We start from the raw sequence: 19,609 nt of genomic DNA, 5'->3' as shown, positions 1-19,609 counted from the left end.
CGTGGCCGGCGGCAGGTCAGGTGAGGATCCGTAGTGGGTTCTCTATTAGGGCGAGGAACGTCTTCATCCATTCCGCCGCCAGCGCCCCGTCGACGCCTCGGTGGTCGACCGACAAGGTCACCCGCATCACCCTTCCTACCTCTAGCGAGTCCTTCTTCACCACCGGTTCTTGACGGGCGGCGCCGACCGCCAAGATGGCCACCTGTGGCGGGCTGATGATCGCCGCAAACTCCTCGGTTCCGTACATGCCGAGGTTGGACACCCCTATGGTGCCTCCCTCCAGCTCGGTCGGCCGGAGCTTGCCGCTCCTAGCCCGAGCGACGAAATCTTGGACCGTCGTGGCAACTGACGACACGCTCATCCGTTCGACAGACCTGAGCACGGGCATCGCTAGTCCTCGCTCAGTGGAGACTGCGACCGCGACGTCTACCGAGGAGTAGGAACGAACCGCATCGTCTGTCCAGATCACGTTCATGGTGGGGACCAGAGCGTGTGCGCAGGCCACGGCCTTGATCACCAAGTCGTTGACCGAAATGCGCACTGAACCGTCGTCATTGAGCCGACGGCGGAGTTCGAACAGATCGTCGACCCTGGCAGTGCCTCGCAGGTAGAAGTGCGGTATGGATTGTTTGCTCTCCGTCGTGAGTGCCGCGATGGCGCGGCGCGTGCGCGTGTGCGGGATCTCGACGAAGGCCCCCGGCTCTTGAGCGGCCTTGCGGTGACGAGGCGCCGCGGGTGGGCGGGAATCGGGCGCGCGGGCGGCGACGGCCGCCTCCACATCCTTGCGGAGGATCCGCCCGTGCGGGCCCGTACCGGTGATCTCCTCGATGGGGATGCCGGCCTCTGCCGCCAGCCTGCGTGCGAGCGGGCTGGTAAAGATCCGCTCACCCGGCGGTTCTTGTGCGACGGCGCTGATCGGAGGCGCTGAGGCTGCCTGGTTGACTGGAGAGACTACGCCGAGCTGAGCCAGCGTGGCGTCGAGATCTGCTACGTGCTCCCCGCGCTCGCCGATGAGCGCTATCGGTGCGCCCACCTCGACGTGGGCACCTTCGAGCACCAGTGTCTTGAGGATGACGCCGTCGCTGTCGGCCTCTACCTCCACCACGGCTTTCTCGGTCTCGATGGTGGCAATCACGTCGTGGGCGGCGTACGCGGTGTTTTCCGCGACGCCCCAACTTTGCAGGATTGCCTCGGCCGCACTGGCGGCCACTTCCGGCATATGCAGCAGCCTGGCCATGTCATTTCCCCGCGATCTCGGTGAGTTTGCTGGCCACTTCCTCGCTCCTCGCGATGGCTGCACGCTCCAGCACCTTGGAGATGCTCGGTGAGGCCTCACCGCCGGTGACCCGCTCTACCGGATGGTCGAGCCAGTCGAAGAAGCGGCGGTTGATTTCGTCGGCGAGCCAGCCGCCGTATGAGGTACCCAAGGGGCCCTGTTCGGCGATGAGCACCATGTTGGTCTTCTTGACGCTGTCGCCGATGGTGCCCCAGTCGATGCTCGCCCGGTCCAGCCAGCGCAGATCGATGACCTCGGCGTCGACGTTGTCCAGGGAGTCGAGCGCCTGCAGCACATAGTGGGTCATCGCCAGGTAGGAGATCACGGTGACACGCGACCCGCTGCGCCGGATGGCGGCTTTGCCGACCGGGATACAGTAGTCGAAATCGTTGACCGGCCCCTCTCCGACCGAGGTGTAGAGGTCGACGTGTTCGAGCACCAACACGGGGTCCTTACAGCGCAGCGCGCTGTTCATCAGACCTACGTAGTCAAACGGGGTCGAGGGTGCGACGATCCGCCAGCCTGGGGCAGTCGCGAAGATGCCCGCAGGATCCATGGAGTGCTGCGAGCCATAGCCCGTACCCATCGCGACCTTGCTGCGCAGCACGAACGGCACGTCGCCGCTGCCGCCGAACATGTGACGGGCCTTACCGATTTGGTTGAAGAGCTGATCTGCGGCGACCCACATGAAGTCGGCGTACATGAACTCGACAACAGGCCGGTATCGCCCGTCCAACGCGATGCCGCCGCCTAGCCCGGTAAAGGCGTTCTCGCTGATCGGCGTGCCCAGGACGCGGTCGGGATAGCGCTCCTTGAGTCCCCTGGTGGCGCCGTTGGTGCCGCCGTTGAGGTGGTGCACGTCCTCGCCCATCACGATGATGGTGTCGTCGGTCTCCATCCGCCTGGCCATCACGCCGGCCACCACATCGATGAACTTCTGCTCGGCCAGCTCGCCCGAGAAGCTGTCGCGGTCGGCCATCCGAGCGTCGGCGAACTCGCTGAGGTCGCCGCGTACACCGACGTCCACGAAGGATGTGTCAGGCCACTCCTCCGGCTTGATCCTGCGCTGCCCTGGCCTGCCGCCGGGAAGGGGTTCGAGCAGTTCGTCGCCTAGGCTGGCCATCAATGCGGCGGCCCGGGCGAACACGGACTCGACCTGGTCTTCGCTGAGGATGGCACGCCGCACGAGGTGGCCACACAGTCGCGCAATCGGATCTCGGTCGCGCCAGGCCTTCTCCTCCTCCTTGGTGCGGTAGCCAAAGGAACTGCCGGGAAACGGGCCGTTCTGGTGGTAGTAGCGATAGACGTCAGCCTCGATCAGGGCTGGCCCACGGCCTGCTCGCATGTGGGCGAGAGCCTGCTGCATGGTCAGGTGCACGGCGAGTGGGTCCATGCCGTCGACCTTCCAGCTGGAGATGCCAAAACCCGGCCCTCGCGCGGACAGCCGCGGCTCGCCTGTCGCCTCGGCGACATGCGTCGAGACCGCATACAGGTTGTTCTCCACGAAGAAGCACAGGGGCAAGCGCCACGCGGCCGCTAGGTTGAAGGTTTCGAGCGTGGAACCGATGTTGATGGCGCCGTCGCCGAAGTAGGTCACTGCGACCGCGTCCGTGCCTGCCTGTCGGTGCGCCCACGCAGATCCGGCGGCGAGTGGGACGCCACCGCCGACGATGGCGTTCGTACCGATGGCTCCAGCATCATTCCACTGCAGGTGCATGGAGCCGCCGCGGCCGTGGCTGAATCCGCGGTCCAGTCCGCAAATCTCAGCGAGAGCACGCCGTAGGACGGCCTGGACGTCGCTGGAGAAGTCGCGTGTGGGGTCGATGCCGTCAGGTGCGACATAGGCGAGCACCTTCGAGAGGAACTGGTGATGTCCCCGGTGGGACCCGTTGACTGTGTCTGCCGCGGTCAGGGCGAGCACTGAGCCGACTGCGCCGCCCTCCTGCCCGATGCTGGAATGTGCCGGGCCGTGGATCAGTCCACTGCGCGCGAGTTCGAGGAGGTACTCCTCGAAGGACCGGATGATGACGAGGTGGCTCAGCATGTTCGTGAGCAGTGCTCGGTCGGCCGCGTCCCAGTCGATGTCGGTGGCGACGGTCTCTATCCACGGAGCCGCAGGCGTAAGCCGGTTTTCCTGGGTCATGTCCTTCTCCGTGCAATCGTTTGTCGGAACCCTAGTCTCGCATAGGATGGATCCAATCTGAAGTTGAAATGGAACATTTCATCCGAATGAGCACGTTAGCTGCTATTTTTGGATCCAGATGAGAGGAGGGCGCATGAGCGCAGGGCTACCCGGGCTCACACGCGTTGACCACATCGGGTTCACAGTTCCCGACCTCGAACAAGCCCGACACTTCCTCGTCGACGTGCTCGGCTGCGAATACATGTACAGCTTGGGCCCGTTCGGCCACGATGAGGGTGACTGGATGTCCGAGCATCTGAACGTCCACCCTCGCGCGGTCATGGAGCGGCTGCACTTCTTCCGCTGCGGCGATCAAGCGATCTTCGAGGTCTTCCGGTACACCGCCCCCGACCAAGCCGACTCCGTGCCGAGGAATAGCGACATCGGCGGTCACCACATCGCTCTCTACGTGGATGATCTGGACACCGCGATCACCTATCTCCGGCACCGGGGCGTCACGGTCCTGGGCGCCCCGACAACCAGTAAGGGGCCGAGTGAGGGTCAGCGGTGGGTCTACTTCCTTGCTCCATGGGGCATGCAGTTCGAATTGGTGTCCTATCCACGAGGCAAGGCATTCGACCGCGGTTGGAGGCCGGATGACGACCATGCCTGAAGGCGGGCCTGGCGACGCGGTGAGCCAGCGCGTCGCCAGCCATCTTCGCGCGGCGATCCTCGCCGGCGAGATTGCTCCAGGTGAACGCATCCGACAGGAGTCCGTCGCCAAACGACTGGGCGCCAGCAGACTGCCCGTACGAGAGGCTTTGCGCGTCCTGGAAGCAGAAGGCCTCATCGAGCATCAGGCACACAGAGGCGCCCGGGTGCCCCTGCTTGATGCGCACGAGGTGCAGGTGATCTACGAGATGCGCGAACGCCTGGAGCCGCTCGCATTGGCTCAGAGCATCCCACGGCTCACCGGCGACAACCTGCGCCGGCTCAACCTGATCCAGACACACATCGAGGCAATCACCGACATCAACGAGTTCCTGGTCCTCGACCGCGAGTTTCATCTGCTGACCTACACCGGGTGCCGCATCGAGCAGCTTTCCAGCATGGTGGTGCGGTTGTGGAACACCACCCAGTACTACCGCAGGGAGTTCATGCGGCTGAGCGGGTCCCGGCGGCGGTGGGTGGTCAACGCCGAGCACCGTCTGCTCCTGGACGCGATCGAAAGAGGCGACACCGTCGATGCCGAGAGGTGCCTTGGCGGGCATATCCGGCGCACTCGCGTGGAGCTAGCACGCCACCCTGAGGTCTTCGATCATGCACGCAACGGCGCTGTCCTCCGGCCGAGCCGGCGGTGATCGGGTGCCACGAGGCCGCCTGGCCCCCAGTGGACGGCTAACGAGTAGTTCCAAGTCAGGGGTTGCAGACGCCAGGAGGGTGTCCAGCATCGGGTTGTGACGACCGAACTAGACACCCTCTTAACCGCACCGTACGTCCACATCGATGATCGGCTGAAGACCCAGCGCAGGCATGAGCGATGCCGAACTTCTCACCCTCGCCGTGGCCCAAGCCCTCCTGGGCTTCCACGGCGAGGCCCGCTGGCTCCGCTTCGCCCACGCCCATCTCCTCAGCCTGTTCCCCTACCTGCCCCAACGCCCGGCCTACAACAAGCGCCTACGCGCCTGCCTCCCCCTGGTCAAACAGATCACCCGCTCCCTGGCCGCCGACACCGACCTGTGGCTCGACCCGGTCTGGATCATCGACTCCACACCTGTCGAGTGCGCCCGATCCCGTTCCACCGTCCTGCGCTCTCAGCTGGCAGGATGGGCCGGCTACGGCTACTGCCGCTCCCACTCCCGCTTCTACTGGGGACTGAACTCCGCGGCGCCCTAGGCGAACGAGGGATCGGCTCCATCGTGCAGGTCAAGGGCGACGCTCTCGCACATTGCCCAGGACGTGCCGCGGGTCTGGTCCGGCCGAGGCCGCTCTCCAACCGGACCAGCCTGCGCTATCCGGACACCCTGTCAGCTTGGCTGGACATGTCCGAGCCGCCGGCCGGGACGCCGCGGTCACGCTCACCTGGCGCGAAAGCTTCAAGAGGGCTATGAGCTTGCAGTTCATCTTCATTCGCGTTCGCCCAGCGGGGCACCGCATCGCTCGCGACAGTGACGGCACTCAGCCTGAGCGGCGGCTAGGCTCACCATGTGACGGCGACGTACTGCTCTTCCATGTAGTCCAGCATGCCCGCATGTCCGCCCTCGCGGCCCAGGCCGCTCTGCTTTACGCCTCCGAACGGCGCCGCAGGATCGCTGACCACTCCGCGGTTGAGTCCCACCATCCCCGACTCGATCCGTTCGCTCACACGCAACCCCCTGGCCAGGTCACCTGTGTAGACATAGGCGACCAGCCCGTATTCGGTGGCGTTGGCCAGCCGGATGGCCTCCTTTTCGCTGTTGAAGGCGACGATGGGGGCCACCGGGCCGAAGATTTCCTCTGCGAGGATGGCCGCCTGCGGATGGACATCCACCAGTACGGTCGGATCGTAGAAGAAGCCCGGCCCCTCTGGCCGGCTGCCCCCAGTCAGGACCGTGGCTCCTTCGGCCACGGCACCGTTCACCAGGTTGTCCACCTTGTCCACTGTGTCCTGATTGACCAGGGGGCCGACCTCGGTGCCCGCGTCTGAGGGTGGGCCGACCACTAGCGCCGCCATTCGCTTGGCCAGCAATCGGCTGAACTCTTCGGCAACCGGCGACTCGACGTAGAACCGGTTGGCAGCGGTGCATGCCTCACCCGCGTTGCGCATTTTCGCGACCATGGCACCGTCCACGGCCGCGTCCAGGTCGGCATCAGCGAACACGATGAATGGCGCGTTGCCGCCGAGTTCCATGGACGTGTTGATCACCTGGTCGGCTGCCTCGCGCAGGAGCACGCGACCGACCTCCGTGGAGCCGGTAAACGACAGCTTACGGACCCGCGGGTCGTGCAGCATTGCCGACACCACCTCGCCGGAACGGCGGCTGGGGAGAACGTTGACCACTCCATCCGGCACGCCTGCGGCCTCCAGGATCTGTGCCATCGCCAGTGCGGTGAGCGGCGTGTCGCTGGCAGGCTTGAGGATCATGGTGCAGCCTGCCGCCAGCGCTGGGGCGATCTTGCGGGTGGCCATTGCGGCAGGGAAATTCCACGGTGTGACCAGCACGCAGATGCCGACAGGCCTGCGCTGAACCAGGATGCGGTTCGTTCCTCCGGGAGCGATAGTCACCGTGCCGGCGCCTCGAACGGCCTCTTCGGAATACCAGCGGAAGAACTCCGCAGCGTAGGCGACCTCGGCCAGCGCGTCGCGCGGGGCCTTGCCGTTCTCTAGCGAGATCAGCCAGGCCAGGTCGGCGGCGCGGTCCGTCATGAGCCCGAACGCCGCTTGGAGGATCTCGGCCCTCCGCCGTGGTGACGTGCACGCCCAGGACTCCGCCGCGCGTTCCGCCGCATCGACGGCTGCGATGGCGTCGCCGACCGTCCCGTCCGCCACAGTGGCGATCATGTCGCCAGTGGCGGGGTTCAGCACGGGAAAGCGCTCCCCGTCGCCGGCCGCTACCGCCTGGCCACCGACGTAGAGTTCGGTGAGCAGGTGTCCGGTTGTCCGTTCGTTGGCTGTCATGGTGTCCACCTTTCGGTTATTGGCCTGGCTCCCTAGTAGGGATTGGCGATGAAAAGTTCTTGGGCGGGAAAGAGGGTGAGCAGGCGAGGCCCGTCCTTGGTGACGACGATCTCCTCCTCGATCCGGGCGGCAGAGAAACCGTCGGCTGCGGGGCAGTAGGTCTCTAGAGCGAACACCATCCCGACCTGCAGCTCGACCGGCTCACGCATGCTGCTGAGCCGGGAGATGATCGGTCGTTCGTGTAGTCCCAGGCCCAAGCCGTGGCCGAACTGGAGGCCGAACGCGGCCATCTCGTTCTCGAATCCGAACTCGGTAGCCGTCGGCCATACGGCCGCGACGTCGGCGGTGCTCGCCCCCGGCTTCACGGCGTCGATCGCCGCGTCCATCCATTCCCGCGCACGGACGTAAGCCTGGTGCTGGGCCTGCGTCGCGCTGCCCACGCCGAACGTGCGGTAGTAGCAGGTCCGGTAGCCGTTGTAGGAGTGGATGATGTCGAAGAATGCTTGGTCGCCAGGCCGAATCAACCGGTCGGTGAAGTTGTGCGGGTGCGGATTGCACCGCTCACCGCTGACCGCGTTGATCGCCTCGACTTGGTCGGAGCCCATCTCGTACAGGCGCTTGGCGGCGAGCGCGACGATCTCGTTCTCTTTGATGCCTGGCTTGAGCGCCTCGACGATGCCCTGGTAAACGCCGTCGACCATGGCCGCGGCCTGTGTGAGCAGTACTATCTCGTCGGCCGACTTGATCTGCCGGGCGTCGAGCATGGCCTGTTGCGCGTCCACCACGGTGAGGCCTTGTCGTTGCATCTCGAACAGGAACGGCGGCTCGACGATGTCCACGCCCACTGGGGCGTCTGCCACTCCCGCATCCTCCAGCAGGCCCTTGATCTGAAGCACCGCGTCCCGCATGAGACCGGCCGTTGGAGCGATGGCGCCTCGCAGGCCGAGCATTCCGGCGTGGCAGTTGGCGGGATCGAGCCACGGGCTGAACAGCCGATGATGGCGAGCAGCAGACCCAAAGTCCCACAGCATCGGGCTGCCGTCCCGGGTGAGCAGGGCGTACCTGGTCATCTTGTCGCCGAGCGCCCCGCCGATCCACGTCTGGGTGGTGTAGCGGATGTTGTAGAAGTCAAAGAGCAGGAAGGCCCCGCACTCGCTCGCCTCCAGGGAGGCGAGCGCGCGCTCCAACCGGTATTGACGCAGTCGGTCGAAGTCAACGCGTTGCTCGAAATCGACTCCCATGTGGCCCGGTGCGGGCAGCGGTGCCGTACTCACGGCCGGGATCCTTCGTCGGCGGCTCCCAGTCCGTCGTCCACGAAGACGTTCTCCGGCTTCAGGGTGACGCCGGAGGCGGCTGCCTGAAGGTCGAGCAGAATCGCGAAGTCCTCGTCCACCCGGCCGCTGCCAACGCTGGCCTGGACGAGCTGCGCGGTGATGGCGGTGACCGGCATGGGCACGCCCAGGCGTCGGGCAGCGGCGAGTCCGAGGTCGAAATCCTTGCGGAGCAGAATCGGGGTGAAGGTGGGCGTGTAGTCGAGGTTGATGAACGAGGGGGCCTTATAACGCGTGAAGACCGAGCCCATCACACTGTTGTTCAGGAAAGTCAGGAAGGCGCTGCGGGAGACGCCACCTTTCTCGGCCAACACAGTGATCTCGGCCAGCGACTGGGTCACTATTCCTAGCAGGAGGTTGTGCGCGATCTTTACCAGCCGTGCCGTGTCGCCCTCTCCGACATAGGTGACGGAGGGGCTGATGTGGCCGAGGAGGGGGGCTACCGTGGCGTAGGTCTCCGCTGGTCCGGACGCCACGATGCTGAGCGCACCGGCCCGCACCACCTTGCCGTTGCCGCTGACGGGCGCGGCCAGGAAGGCGACGCCGTAGCCAGCGCACTCACGCCGCAAAGTCTCGGAGGCGTCGGTCGAGATCGTCGAGCAGTCGACGACGATGGCGGGCCGGGGTTCGTCGGCGGCGATCAGGCCGCCTTCACCCAGGAGCACCCGCTCCAGGTCGTCGGACGTGGCGACCATGGTGAACACCACGTCGCGATCGCGGAGGCCGACGATGGATTCGCTCACCTGGGCGCCGTACTCCTTGAGCGGAGCGGCCTTGGCGATGGTCCGGTTCCATACGGCCAGGTCCACCCCAGCCTTTGCTAGGCGCTCGGCCATAGCAGCGCCCATGCGTCCGGTGCCGATCCAGCCGACCTTGAGTGGCGCGGAGTCGTTCTTTTTCATCGCTTCTCCCATTGCAATCGTTTGCCTTCTGTTGTGTGCGTAGGCATGCCAGCGCATGCCTAGGGTCAGGTCGTGGGAGGCTCGTCTAGGGTGAGCGAGACAGCCTCGCGGGGGCCGCCGCGCACTACACGCACCAGTCCGAATTCGGTCATCTTGAGGCCGGGGATGCTCACGGCTAGGCAGGCGAACCCGGCGCTGGGCACCAGGCCGCGCAGCGGGGAGCCAAGTTCGTCTCGGATTGCCTGGGCGACACGCTGCGACTCGGCGACGGTCTCAGCGAGTGGCGCGTGCGAGGCGATGCCGAACGTCGGCAGGGCCAGCTCGGCGCGGATCACGCCGTCGCGCACCACTACGATGCCGCCCTCCAGTTCGGCACAACGGTTGGCGGCCAGTGCCATGTCGGTGTCGTCCACTCCCACGACCATGAGGTTCATGGCCCCGGGGTTGACGGTCGCCGCGATCGCACCACGTCGCACGCTCAGACCGCTGATCAGTGCCGTCGCGAGCCGGCCGGTCGCCTGGTGCCGGTCCGCGACGGCGATCTTTGCGAGATCCGTCTCGCCGTCATCCATCGGGCCGCCGTCGCGAACCGACAGCTCGAGCAGGATTTCCTCGGTACGCAGGTAGCCAGGGGTGACACCGATCGATCTGAGGGTGCGCTTCCCGTCGGCCACGGGGAGCCGGAAGTCGGCTCCGGTGAAGGTGCGGCCGACGCGCACCATGTGGTTCCACTCCTCCGGATACTCCTGCGAGCTGTCGGGCAGCAGGTACGCGCCGTTTTCAGCACACAGGCGGCCACGGCTGAGAGTGCGTACCACCCGAAACCCTGCCAGGTCCTCGACTAGCGCGAGCGAGGCCAGCCGTCCGGGCAACACCGCTCCGTAGTCCCGTTCCACGCCAAGCGAACGGGCTGCGTTGAGCGTGACCATGCGGACGGCATCCACTGGGGCGACGCCGTTGCGGACGAGCAGGCGCAGCTTGTGATCCTGGTGCCCGAGCTCGGCGAGGCTGTGCAGTTCCTGCTCGTCGCTGCACGCGCTGAACATCGACGCGTCGGCACCGAACTCAGTGATGGCGGGCAATACGTTCAGCAGGTCCTGGGTGGAGGAACCCTCACGCAACTGCACCGTGACGCCGAGACGGACGCGCTCCAGCGCTTCCTCCACCGTGGTGACCTCGTGATCGGAGGCCACGCCTTGCGCCGCTGCGGCCTGTAGCGCTGGGCCGGACAGGCCCTCCAGGTGTCCGCCGATGACCCGGCCGCGCATGACCGCCTCGGTCCAAACCTCAGTGAGACCGGGGATGGGTAGTCGGCTCACATCGTCGTTCCACTCTCGCAGTTCGATGCACTGCTCGTGCTCGACTAGAGCGCGCAGGTCCTCCATGGAGAACTGGCCTAGGCAGCCGAACTCGCCGAGTCCCAGAACGGCGGCGTGGAAGGGGGACAGTAGGGTGTCCAGTCCCGTGCCCGCCGCCCGGTCGAGTTGCGTCTCGACGGCGCGGCGCCCCGCGATGTAGGCGGCTTCGGAGAAGCAACTGCTGAGCGCGACGGTTCCCATAGGTACCAGCAGCTCGGCCAACCGCTCGATGGTCACCTGCGAGTAGCCCACGTGGAAGTGTGGATCGATGAACCCTGGCAGGACGAAGAGGCCGGAGGCGTCAATGTGCGCTGTATTCTCGCCGACACAGTGCGCCACCTCGCCGACCGCCGCGATCCGGGCACCCGCGATCGCCACGTCACCTCGAAAGATGCGCCCCGTCAGCACGTCAACGATACGACCGCCAGTGATGACGACCTCTGCGGGGGAGCGACCCGCCGCCACGTCGGCCGCATGCCGCCGCCCCGCGGGCGAGGTCTCCATTGAAGTGAGGTCCATTGCGTTCACGCTCCCCGTTGTGTTCGGTCGTCGTGCTGCCGGCTTGTCGTTTTCAGGCGCGTGCGGCCATCCCTGGCACCTGACCTCGGCGGATGCCGCAGAACAGTGCGGCGGCGGCCAGCGTCAGAATGCCGAGAAGCCAGTGCCGCCAGGCCTCGTTCAGCTCGAGGAACGCGCTGACGTTGATGGTCACCTCGACCAGCATCGCCGCCACGGCTGCGCTGAGAAAGGAGCCCCGACCGCCGTAAATGGTGGCTCCGGCCAGGATGACTGCGGTGATGCTGCTGAAGGTGTACGTCAGCCCGGCGGTCGCGTCGCCGATCCCGTTCTGGCCCATGAGCACGATCGCGCCCAAGGCCGCAAGTATCGAGCAAGTGCCGTAGCCCAAGATGTGTGTCAGCGTGACCTTCGCGGCCAGCCGGTGGGCCGCCGACGAGTCGGAGCCGACCGCCCGCAGTTGCAAGCCCCAGCGGGTACGTCGCAGGGCCCATTCGGCAGCCACCGCCACGGCGACCGCGCCGATGAAGACCCACGGCACGAAACCCACCGTGGCGTGCAGCCCGGCGATGACATCCTCGTGGATAAACCCGCCCGGCAGGGGACGCAGAAGCAGCGACCCGCCCTGCAGGACGATGAAGGTGACCAGCGTGGCGACGACCGGGGACATTCGCGCCAGCCGGACCATTGATCCGTTGAGCAACCCGATTGCGGCGGCGAGAGCGAGCATGGCGGCGATCGCGGTCATGGTTCCGCCCAGCCCGCCGGAGGTGGCGAGGAAGGACGCGACGACGACGAGGAAGCCGGTCAACGGCCCGACGGAGAGGTCGATGCCGCCGAGGACGACCACGATCATCTGTCCCAGCGAGACGAAGATGAGCGCGCTCATCGTGTACAGCAGGCCCTCCAAGTTCTGCGAGGTCAGGAGCTGGCCGGATTGCGTGGCGGCGTACATCATGAGGAGCAGCGCCGCGAGCGCGAGCACCATGCCCGGGGCGTGGTCGCCGCGCAGCAGCCCCCACGCTCGGAGTTTCGGTGGTTCCCGCCGCGGCGGGCCAAGCGGCGCCGCGCCGGACACCGTCCCGGACTGGGAGGGCGAACCAGTGAGGATGGCCCCGGTGATGGCCTTCTCCGATACCTCAGGCCCTTCCAGGTCAGCGCAGACTCGGCCTCGTGAGAAGATCATCACCCGGTCGCAGAGGCCCTGCAGCTCGTGGGTGTCCGAGGAGACGACGAGAACGGCGTTGCCATCCTCCGCCAGCCTGCGCAGGATGCGGTAGATCTCCAGGCGCGTGCCGACGTCGACGCCCTGAGTGGGCTCTTCGGCGATGAGGAGGCGCGGCCGGGCGAGCAGCGCGCGGGCCAGTACCACCTTCTGCTGGTTGCCGCCTGAAAGCGTGCCTGCGGGCGTTTCGAGTGACGGCGTTTTCACTGCCAGCGCGCCGACCTCAGCTCCCACAATGGCCCGCTCCCGGTTCCGCCGCACGAAGCCTGCCTTGGCCCGGTCGCGGAGTGTCAGCACCGCCGCGTTCTCGCGTACGGACAGGGACTCGAACAGCCCTTCACGCCGCCGGTCCCCCGGGATGTGGACGATTCCGGCGTCCATGGCACGCTGCGGCGTCGAGAGCCGGACGGATGTCCCATCGATCCTGACCTCCCCGTCGAGCTGCTGCAGCCCGGCGAGCGCGCGGGCAAGATCGTGGTGCCCGTTGCCCGGCATGCCGGTCAGGCCCACGATCTCACCCGGCCGGATGCGTAGGTCAACATCGGCGAATCCGGCGCCCGACGCGGCGTGCAGGTCCAGTACGGGCGGTTCCTTGGGGTCCGCGCCGCGTTCGGCTGTCGCCTTATTGGGAAAGGTTGAATCGACCGGACGGCCCACGATGAGCCGCAGGATGTCCCCCTCGGTCACGTCCGCCGCGTTCAGGGTGCCTCGGGTCTCCCCATCGCGCAGCACGGTGATCCGATCGGCAATACGGCGTACCTCGGGAAGACGGTGGGAGATGTAGACGATGGCCGTGCCTGCCTCGGCGAATCGGCGCACCTGTGTGAAAAGCTGATCGACGTCCTCAGCCACCAGCGCTTCGGTCGGCTCATCGAGGATGAGCACGCGCGGCTCCATGGCCAGCGCCTTGGCAATCTCCACGAGTTGGCGATCGGCCACCGGCAATTCACCGATGCGCTGGTGCGGGTCCAGGTCAGCGCCGACCAGGTCCAGTCGTTCTCGTGCCCAGGTGGTGGCTCTGCTCATCGGCGGCCGCCAGGCGGGCGGCATCGCGAAAACCAGGTTCTCCGTGACTGTCAGGTCTGGCAGCAGCGCAGGCTGCTGATAGACGACGGCTAGGCCGAGCGCTTGGGCGGCCGCCGGGGACGGGTGCCGCATGACCTCATTGCAGATCTCCACGGTGCCAGCGTCGGCCAACAGTGATCCAGCGGCGATGGCCATCAGAGTCGACTTGCCCGCGCCGTTTTCACCGACGATCGCGTGCACTTCGCCGCGGAGTACGTCTAGGTCGGCGGAGCGAAGCGCCACCACACCGGAATACTGCTTGGTTACTCCGGCCAGGCGCAGGACAGGGCTTCCGCGTGCCATGTCATCCTCCTCCAGTGAACAGCTGGGCTAGCTTGTCCGAGGGGAGCTGCGCAGACAGCGTGGCGTCCGGCGGCAGGCCCGGGTCGCACTTGGGCATCATGTCGTCGCCAGCTGTGGAGTCTTCGGTGAAGGGAACCTCGATGACCGAAGGCTCGTTGTTGGGCTTGCTGTGGGCCGCGGCTACGCCCTTGCGCAGCGCCAGCCGGATGATCCACGTATACGACGAGATCGTGCCGAGCTCGAAGTTCTGGTTCTTCGGCTTGTGCTCCTTGTACAGGCAGGCGAGCTCGTTGATGTCACCAGCGGCCCAGGGTACGAGCGGACGACCAGCGTTCACGAACGCGCGGATGGCACCAGCGGACACGAGGCCGGAGTCAGCGATGACCCCGTCGATCTTCGGGTGCTTGGTCAGCAGGCCCGACATCACTCTCTGCGCCTGGGCCTGGTCCCAGTTGGTGTCGATGGGGCCTCCGCCGAGCAGGGTCATTCCTGGGTGGTCGGCCAGCACCTGCTTGATGCCCTCGGCTTCGGTGAGGCTGGCCGGGTTGCCGGGCGTACCGCCAAGGAAGACGATGTTGCCCTTGCCGTCGAGCCGCTTAACCATCCACTCGGCCCAGGCCCGGCCCATCGCGATCCCATCGAAGGTGGGCGCATCCACGTAGTCCACGCCGGGCGTGCCGCCCAACTGGCCGGCAGCCCATGGCACGACGGCGACGCCGCGCTGCATGGCCCGTCGCAAGGTGGGCAGCAGCGCGTCACCCGCGTCCGGCAGGGTGACGATCACATCGACACCCTTGGCCACAGCCGCGTTGATCTCGGAGATCATCTTGGCGGGGTCGCCCTGGGCGTTGTGGTAGGTCACCTTGGTGATGGCGGGACACATGGCGGCCTCATGCAGCAGCTCGGCGTGGGCGACGCGGCGCCAAGAGTTCTGCGCTCCATCGATGTGTGCCACGGTGATGGGCTTGTCGCCGCAGACTTCTCCCATGGTCTTCAGCTCAGCTATGGTGCCGCGTTCGCCTGCCCGGACCTTGCCGACGCCGACCGGGGCCTCGCCTGCGCTGTTACTACAGGCGCTCAGCGCAAGCGCCGCCGCGATCATCGCGGATCCCCGCGAGCGTTGCGCAGGTGATCGGTTCATTTGACTGCCCTCCTGTGATTCTTGGCATCCCCGGACGGCCCGTCCGTCTTGCCTGGTCCGGCTGTCCTGAGTCGGCCTAGGTGTAGACGGAGCTGGTAGACGATCACGCCGAGTGCGATGATCAGACCCTGGATCAGGTACTGCACCGCCGTCCCGGCTCCCAGGGACAGAACGATCTGGTTGAGCTGGGTGAGGAAGAGGGCGCCGAGCAGGGTGCCGAGGACCGTGCCGCGGCCCCCCGCCAGCGCGGTTCCGCCTACCACCACGGCAGCAATGCCGGCTAGCAGGTAGCTGTCACCAATGTTCAGAGGGGGTGTCCGAATGAAGCCGGACAGCAGGACCCCGGCCGTTGCGTGGCACGCGGCGGCGCAAACGTATGTGCCGATGCCGAAACGCAGCAGGGGGATGGCCGCCGCGTGCGCAGCGACCGGGTTGGAGCCAACCGCCTGAAACCGCCTGCCCAGCACCGTGCGATGGGCGAGGAGCGCCACGACCACCGCCACTGCCACGGCGATGAGCACGATGTTGGGCACTCCTAGGGTCTTGGCCAGAGCGAATTGCTGCAGGCCAACGGTCACAGCGCCAGGCGAGCCGTTCGTGACGTACTGGACGCCGCCCAGCAGCAGCGCGTTGACGCCCAGCGTTGCCACCAAGGGCGTCACCCCGACTGCAGTGATCAGCAGACCGTGTGCGACCCCAACCGCTACCGCGAGTAGCGCGACGAGCGCTATCGCGGCGGTCAGACGCGAGTTATCGCCAGCCGGGAACTTGGTAACGATCACCGCCGACATCGAGATGACACCCGGCACTGACAGATCGAGCCCGCCCTGCTGGACCACCAGCATCTGCCCGATGGCTGTGATGGCCAGCAGCGCGGCGAAGGGTGCCATCGACAGGAGGGAGTCGGTCGCTAGCACGCCTGGCACAAACACCGCGCTGCCAGCGAAGAGCAACGCCGTCATCACCACGGCCGGCGGAATCCCTGGCCATCCCCACCTGGCGGGCGTGCGAGCCCCGGCGGCCATTCCGCCAGCGGGCGGCGCGGCCATAGCCAGGAAGATCCGGGATGCGTTCATGTCGACCTCTCAGTGCGCGTTCCGCGTGTTGTGGTCGTCATTGCGGAATGGGTCTTGGCAGGTGGGCTGCCAGTCAGACAGGCGGTGCCGCGGCGACAACGTGGATCTCCAGGCGCAGCCGGGAGTCCGTCGCCAACCGGGTGACCTCCACGGAGGTGCTCGTGGGGATGTGCCCGCCGAACCACTCCGCCTGTATCCGGTTCACGGTGTCCTGGTCCTCGGCCACGTTGGTGAAGAACCTGATCAGGTTCACCACATCGTGGCGTTCGGCGCCGGCGGCGCGCAGTGCCCGGTCCAGATGCTCAAAGGCGATGCGGGTCTGTGATGCCACGTCCGCAGGAATGGCGTCGAACACCTCAGCAACGTGCGGGTGATCGTGATAGACCGGAGCTCCCGTTACTCCCGAGATGAAGACGAGACGGGCCGCAGAGGCGACGCGAATGGCCGGGACGTACGGGCTCACGATGTTGGGGTCGTATCCCTCGTGATGAATGATGTCCGACTGCCCAACGGTGGCGATCTCAGGAATGTCGCTCATGGCTTCTCTCCTCAGACTTGTGCTCAGAAGCTGACGCTATGCAAGATGGCAATCGATTGTCAACACGCTGTCCTGAGGTTTTGCCCGAAGAGTATGCAGAGGATGGCAACCCTCTGCATACTCCATCCCGCGGCCAGCCTGGTTTTGTTCCGGGCCGTTAGCCCGATACACGATCAACGTGCTCGACGGCCAATCCGTGAGCGCGTCGACCACCAGCTGGCCGCATTCCGAGCTGGCGTTCGCCGCTCGAGCCCGCCACCCACGCTTACGTCAGGGCGCCAGACCAATGACTCACGCCAAGCGAGCGCGCCTCGACGACGAACGCCACATCGCGCCAACCCCTCGGGCCCGCCGCTCCAAGCTCCGGAACTTGGAGCGCCGTATCCTGCCGACGTTCAAGCCCATGGTCAGCTCGTTGAGAGGGTCGCAAGAATGGGCGAGCTGGAGGGCTCCGACAGGGTGCAATCGAAACACCCATCCGATCTCATCCGTGTCTCATCGCGTGCGCCGCACGGCTTCCTGCGGATCGGGGCGGGCCATTCGGCTGCTCCTCCAGCCACGCCGGCGGGCCCAACGTCGCGATCACCTCCTCCGGAAAAGAGCGGTCGTCGGCGTCGTGCCGTTCGGGCCGGAGCGCTTCGACGATGTCGAGCCAGCGTCGCCACGCTTCACGGTCCTGCTTGTACCGCTTCCTGATCCGGTCGATCTGTTCGTAGACGCCGAGCCTCTCGGCGACCTGCACTGCGTCGGCGGGGCCCCGGACCCATCCGTCCGGGGTCCGTTCCGCGAGGCCTTCCTCTGCCAGTCTGCGCAGAGCATTCTTGGCGGCTGTCTCGCTGATCCTGGCGAGCAGGTGTACGTCCGTCGATCGGACAGCTGCAGCGGTGAGTACCTCGTACACGAATGCGGCCGGGCCACCGAGCTCACGAAACACGGGATGGATGCCGCCGAGGCGACCGGGTACCCAGCGTCGCCAGGCTGCCGCCTCGGCGTAGGCGGCAGGAACGACTAATTGGTAGACGTCAGCGTGCTCGTGGCGATGCTCTCGGACCAGGACGATGAACGGGTCCCGCTCGTTGCGCAGGTCTTTCAGTGCCTTAGCAACGGTTGAGTAGTCCAGCCCGCACAACAGCGCCAGCTCTCGTACCCCGAACCCGATCACCATCGATTGAGCGAGCTGGGCAGCCTTCAGCATCCCGGCCAGAACTCTGCGGAATGTTTGTGCTCGCGGCCCAGCCCATCGGATACGGCACCCGACCTGAAAGGCAGAGTTCCAACGCCTGGTTTCCCGTAGGGCAGTGTGAGGATCTGAAGAGGAGCCCAAGTTGTTGATCGTCAGCTGTAGACCCTCAACCAGGGTCGCGCCCCCCGTGTGTGTTCTCCCCCTTGTGTGGATGTCACGCCTAGACTCGCGCTCGGCGAGGTAGTGCACGGCTTTGCGCCAATCGGCAAGTAGCCGTTCGTTGCGGGTCTTGTCGCCCCTATATCGGGCGTAGAAGCTCAGGAGCCCTGGCCATTGGCCAGCAGCCAGATGACGGCTAACGTCGGCGAGTTGCCAACCGCAGGAGACCGCGCCGGCCAGGACGGCCTGGCGGGCGTCGCTGTCGGACACGTACCGGCCAGGCCCGATACCGCGCGGGTACTGGCCGGTACGGGCGATGCGCTCCATCGCCGGGGACAGAGCAGGCAATCGGCCGCCGGGGCGAGCAATCCAGTGAGTGCCGTCCGTGCCGTGGGACGCAGCCCAGGTGGCAGGCCGGGCTTCAACCTCGGGCGGTCTCGTCGAGGGCGGGGTGTTTGCTTCCAGTTCTTCAAGTTCCGGTGTGAGCGCGTCCATTAGCGCGTCCCAGACCTCCGGCCCGTTCGGGTGATCGAGTACCCAGTCCACATGCATCGGGTCGTCGGTCAGCCGACGGAATGTGTTCGTGGCCACCCAGGCCCCGGGTGGCACGATCATGCCGCCCCTGCGCGACAACATCGGGTTCGGGTCGAAGGACAGATAGCGCAGTTTGAGCGCCTCCACGATGGGCCTGATCTCAGGGAAATAGAACGCCCTTGTCCATAGAAGGTAGAGGTGGCGACCGCCGGTGACCGGATTCACATCGGTGAAGCATTGGCCGCCACAGGCCGCGATGAGCGCAGCCGCGTCCGCTGTTTCGGCCCGAGCTGCCGCGACGCCGTCAGCCGCGCCCCGAGCCTCGGCGCAATGGGGATCGAAGTCGAGCGCGAGCAGTCGGGTCATGTCGTGTTCGTAGATGTACAGCGCCGCGGTGTAGGGCGGCAGGTGCTCGGTCAGCGGCAGTTCCAGCCAGCCGCCAAACCCCTTCGACTTGCCGCCTTGGGCGACCTTGACGGTGCGGCGGGCGCCAAGCCGGGGCGCGCACAGCTTCCACGTGCGGGCGGCATCCAAAGGGCTGTGCCCGGGGCCGGCGTGTTTGTCTCGCTGGGCGGCTATGAGGTTGTGCAAAGGTGCGGCGATGCCGGAATAGCCCGTACGGGCCTCGCCGGAAACGGGCATGACTGGCAGAGCCGGGGCGACATCGTCTATCGTAGGCCTCAGCTTCTGGTGAACCGGCTCCAGGCATGCGAAAGCCCGCCAGGAGGCGGTGGTGGTTGTTTCGAAGGTCCTTGCGCACCTGCTTGGCGGTGGATGGCGCGGGGGCCTTCGTGGTCTATGGAGTTATCCGACGTCCTCGACGGTCGTGCGTCTCCTCCCGGTGTGCCCAGGTCTACGTCGCTAGGCGCTCTTCGAACTTTCAAGCCGTTTGGCTGCTGGCTTCTCACCCAGATGGGCAGCCAACAGGTGCGCTGCGGGCTCGACCTCTCTCGGCCCCTACCTGCGGGCTGGGAGAAGCTCGACCAGTGGCGTTACCAGATTGTGCGCGCCGGCGGCGGTGCTCAGAAGCTGCTGCAGTTCCGGGTCCGGGCAGAACGTCGAAATCGACCGCTCGCCTTCGTGAGTCTGTGGCATCCCGTACCCCTCCTGCCGCTAGTGGTCAGGAAGGTAGCGGAATCTGAATCAGATTGCGAGAACATCCTAGAGGCCTAAGAAGTTCGCGTGTCTCCAACCGTGGTCACTGCTTGCTTGAGATCTCTTT

General features: G+C 66.1%; 14 protein-coding genes. 3 read left to right on the top strand and 11 right to left on the bottom strand.

All coding sequences use genetic code 11. The features are described from left to right. Positions 1 to 16: 16 nt before the first annotated feature. A complete protein-coding gene (locus ACIBH1_RS46850) occupies positions 17 to 1,237 on the bottom strand; it encodes a dihydrolipoamide acetyltransferase family protein (RefSeq protein WP_397320607.1) in 1,221 nt (406 codons plus the stop codon). Between the two features lies 1 nt (position 1,238). Further along, the gene (locus ACIBH1_RS46845; protein WP_397320606.1) at positions 1,239 to 3,419 is read right to left on the bottom strand and encodes a thiamine pyrophosphate-dependent enzyme; all 2,181 of its coding nucleotides are present in this window, start codon (positions 3,417 to 3,419) and stop codon (positions 1,239 to 1,241) included. 133 nt (positions 3,420 to 3,552) lie between these two features. Here ACIBH1_RS46845 and ACIBH1_RS46840 point away from each other — a divergent pair, with 133 nt between their 5' ends. The 3 genes from ACIBH1_RS46840 to ACIBH1_RS46830 all read left to right on the top strand — a co-directional run bounded on the left by ACIBH1_RS46840 (position 3,553) and on the right by ACIBH1_RS46830 (position 5,294). Further along, positions 3,553 to 4,071 carry a VOC family protein gene (locus tag ACIBH1_RS46840; RefSeq protein WP_397320605.1) on the top strand — a complete coding sequence of 173 codons (519 nt, stop codon included), beginning with the start codon at positions 3,553 to 3,555 and terminating at the stop codon, positions 4,069 to 4,071. Further along, positions 4,055 to 4,759 carry a GntR family transcriptional regulator gene (locus ACIBH1_RS46835; protein ID WP_397320604.1) on the top strand — a complete coding sequence of 235 codons (705 nt, stop codon included), beginning with the start codon at positions 4,055 to 4,057 and terminating at the stop codon, positions 4,757 to 4,759. Before ACIBH1_RS46840 ends, ACIBH1_RS46835 begins: the two co-directional genes overlap by 17 nt. A gap of 172 nt (positions 4,760 to 4,931) precedes the next feature. Further along, on the top strand, positions 4,932 to 5,294 hold the full coding sequence (locus ACIBH1_RS46830; RefSeq protein ID WP_397320603.1) for a hypothetical protein: 363 nt from the start codon (positions 4,932 to 4,934) through the stop codon (positions 5,292 to 5,294). 304 nt (positions 5,295 to 5,598) lie between these two features. On the opposite strand, the gene ACIBH1_RS46825 is transcribed toward ACIBH1_RS46830, so the two are convergent. From ACIBH1_RS46825 to ACIBH1_RS46785, 9 genes are all read right to left on the bottom strand, one after another. Then, positions 5,599 to 7,056 (bottom strand): NAD-dependent succinate-semialdehyde dehydrogenase, encoded by a 1,458-nt coding sequence (locus ACIBH1_RS46825; RefSeq protein WP_397320602.1) that lies wholly within the window; start codon positions 7,054 to 7,056, stop codon positions 5,599 to 5,601. Positions 7,057 to 7,088: 32 nt separating this feature from the next. Then, a complete protein-coding gene (locus ACIBH1_RS46820) occupies positions 7,089 to 8,330 on the bottom strand; it encodes a M24 family metallopeptidase (protein ID WP_397320601.1) in 1,242 nt (413 codons plus the stop codon). After that, positions 8,327 to 9,346, bottom strand: a complete 1,020-nt coding sequence (locus ACIBH1_RS46815) for an NAD(P)-dependent oxidoreductase (RefSeq protein WP_397320600.1) — start codon at positions 9,344 to 9,346, stop codon at positions 8,327 to 8,329. Before ACIBH1_RS46815 ends, ACIBH1_RS46820 begins: the two co-directional genes overlap by 4 nt. Positions 9,347 to 9,354: 8 nt before the next feature. After that, positions 9,355 to 11,166 carry an adenine deaminase C-terminal domain-containing protein gene (locus tag ACIBH1_RS46810; RefSeq protein ID WP_397320644.1) on the bottom strand — a complete coding sequence of 604 codons (1,812 nt, stop codon included), beginning with the start codon at positions 11,164 to 11,166 and terminating at the stop codon, positions 9,355 to 9,357. A 52-nt stretch (positions 11,167 to 11,218) separates the two neighbouring features. Next, complete coding sequence (locus ACIBH1_RS46805) at positions 11,219 to 13,756, bottom strand: ATP-binding cassette domain-containing protein (protein WP_397320599.1); 2,538 nt, start codon at positions 13,754 to 13,756, stop codon at positions 11,219 to 11,221. A gap of 1 nt (position 13,757) precedes the next feature. After that, complete coding sequence (locus tag ACIBH1_RS46800) at positions 13,758 to 14,858, bottom strand: substrate-binding domain-containing protein (protein ID WP_397320598.1); 1,101 nt, start codon at positions 14,856 to 14,858, stop codon at positions 13,758 to 13,760. A gap of 35 nt (positions 14,859 to 14,893) precedes the next feature. Next, positions 14,894 to 15,859 (bottom strand): ABC transporter permease, encoded by a 966-nt coding sequence (locus ACIBH1_RS46795; RefSeq protein ID WP_397320643.1) that lies wholly within the window; start codon positions 15,857 to 15,859, stop codon positions 14,894 to 14,896. A 187-nt stretch (positions 15,860 to 16,046) separates the two neighbouring features. Further along, a complete protein-coding gene (locus tag ACIBH1_RS46790; protein WP_397320597.1) occupies positions 16,047 to 16,511 on the bottom strand; it encodes a RidA family protein in 465 nt (154 codons plus the stop codon). Between the two features lie 484 nt (positions 16,512 to 16,995). Beyond that, entirely contained in the window at positions 16,996 to 19,029 is a 2,034-nt protein-coding gene (locus ACIBH1_RS46785; RefSeq protein ID WP_397320596.1) for a hypothetical protein, read from the bottom strand. Positions 19,030 to 19,609 lie beyond the last annotated feature (580 nt).

Origin of the sequence: Nonomuraea sp. NPDC050663 (assembly GCF_044456985.1) — a bacterium.
Taxonomy (GTDB): Bacteria; Actinomycetota; Actinomycetes; order Streptosporangiales; family Streptosporangiaceae; genus Nonomuraea.
This window is presented reverse-complemented; position numbering and strand designations above follow the sequence as displayed.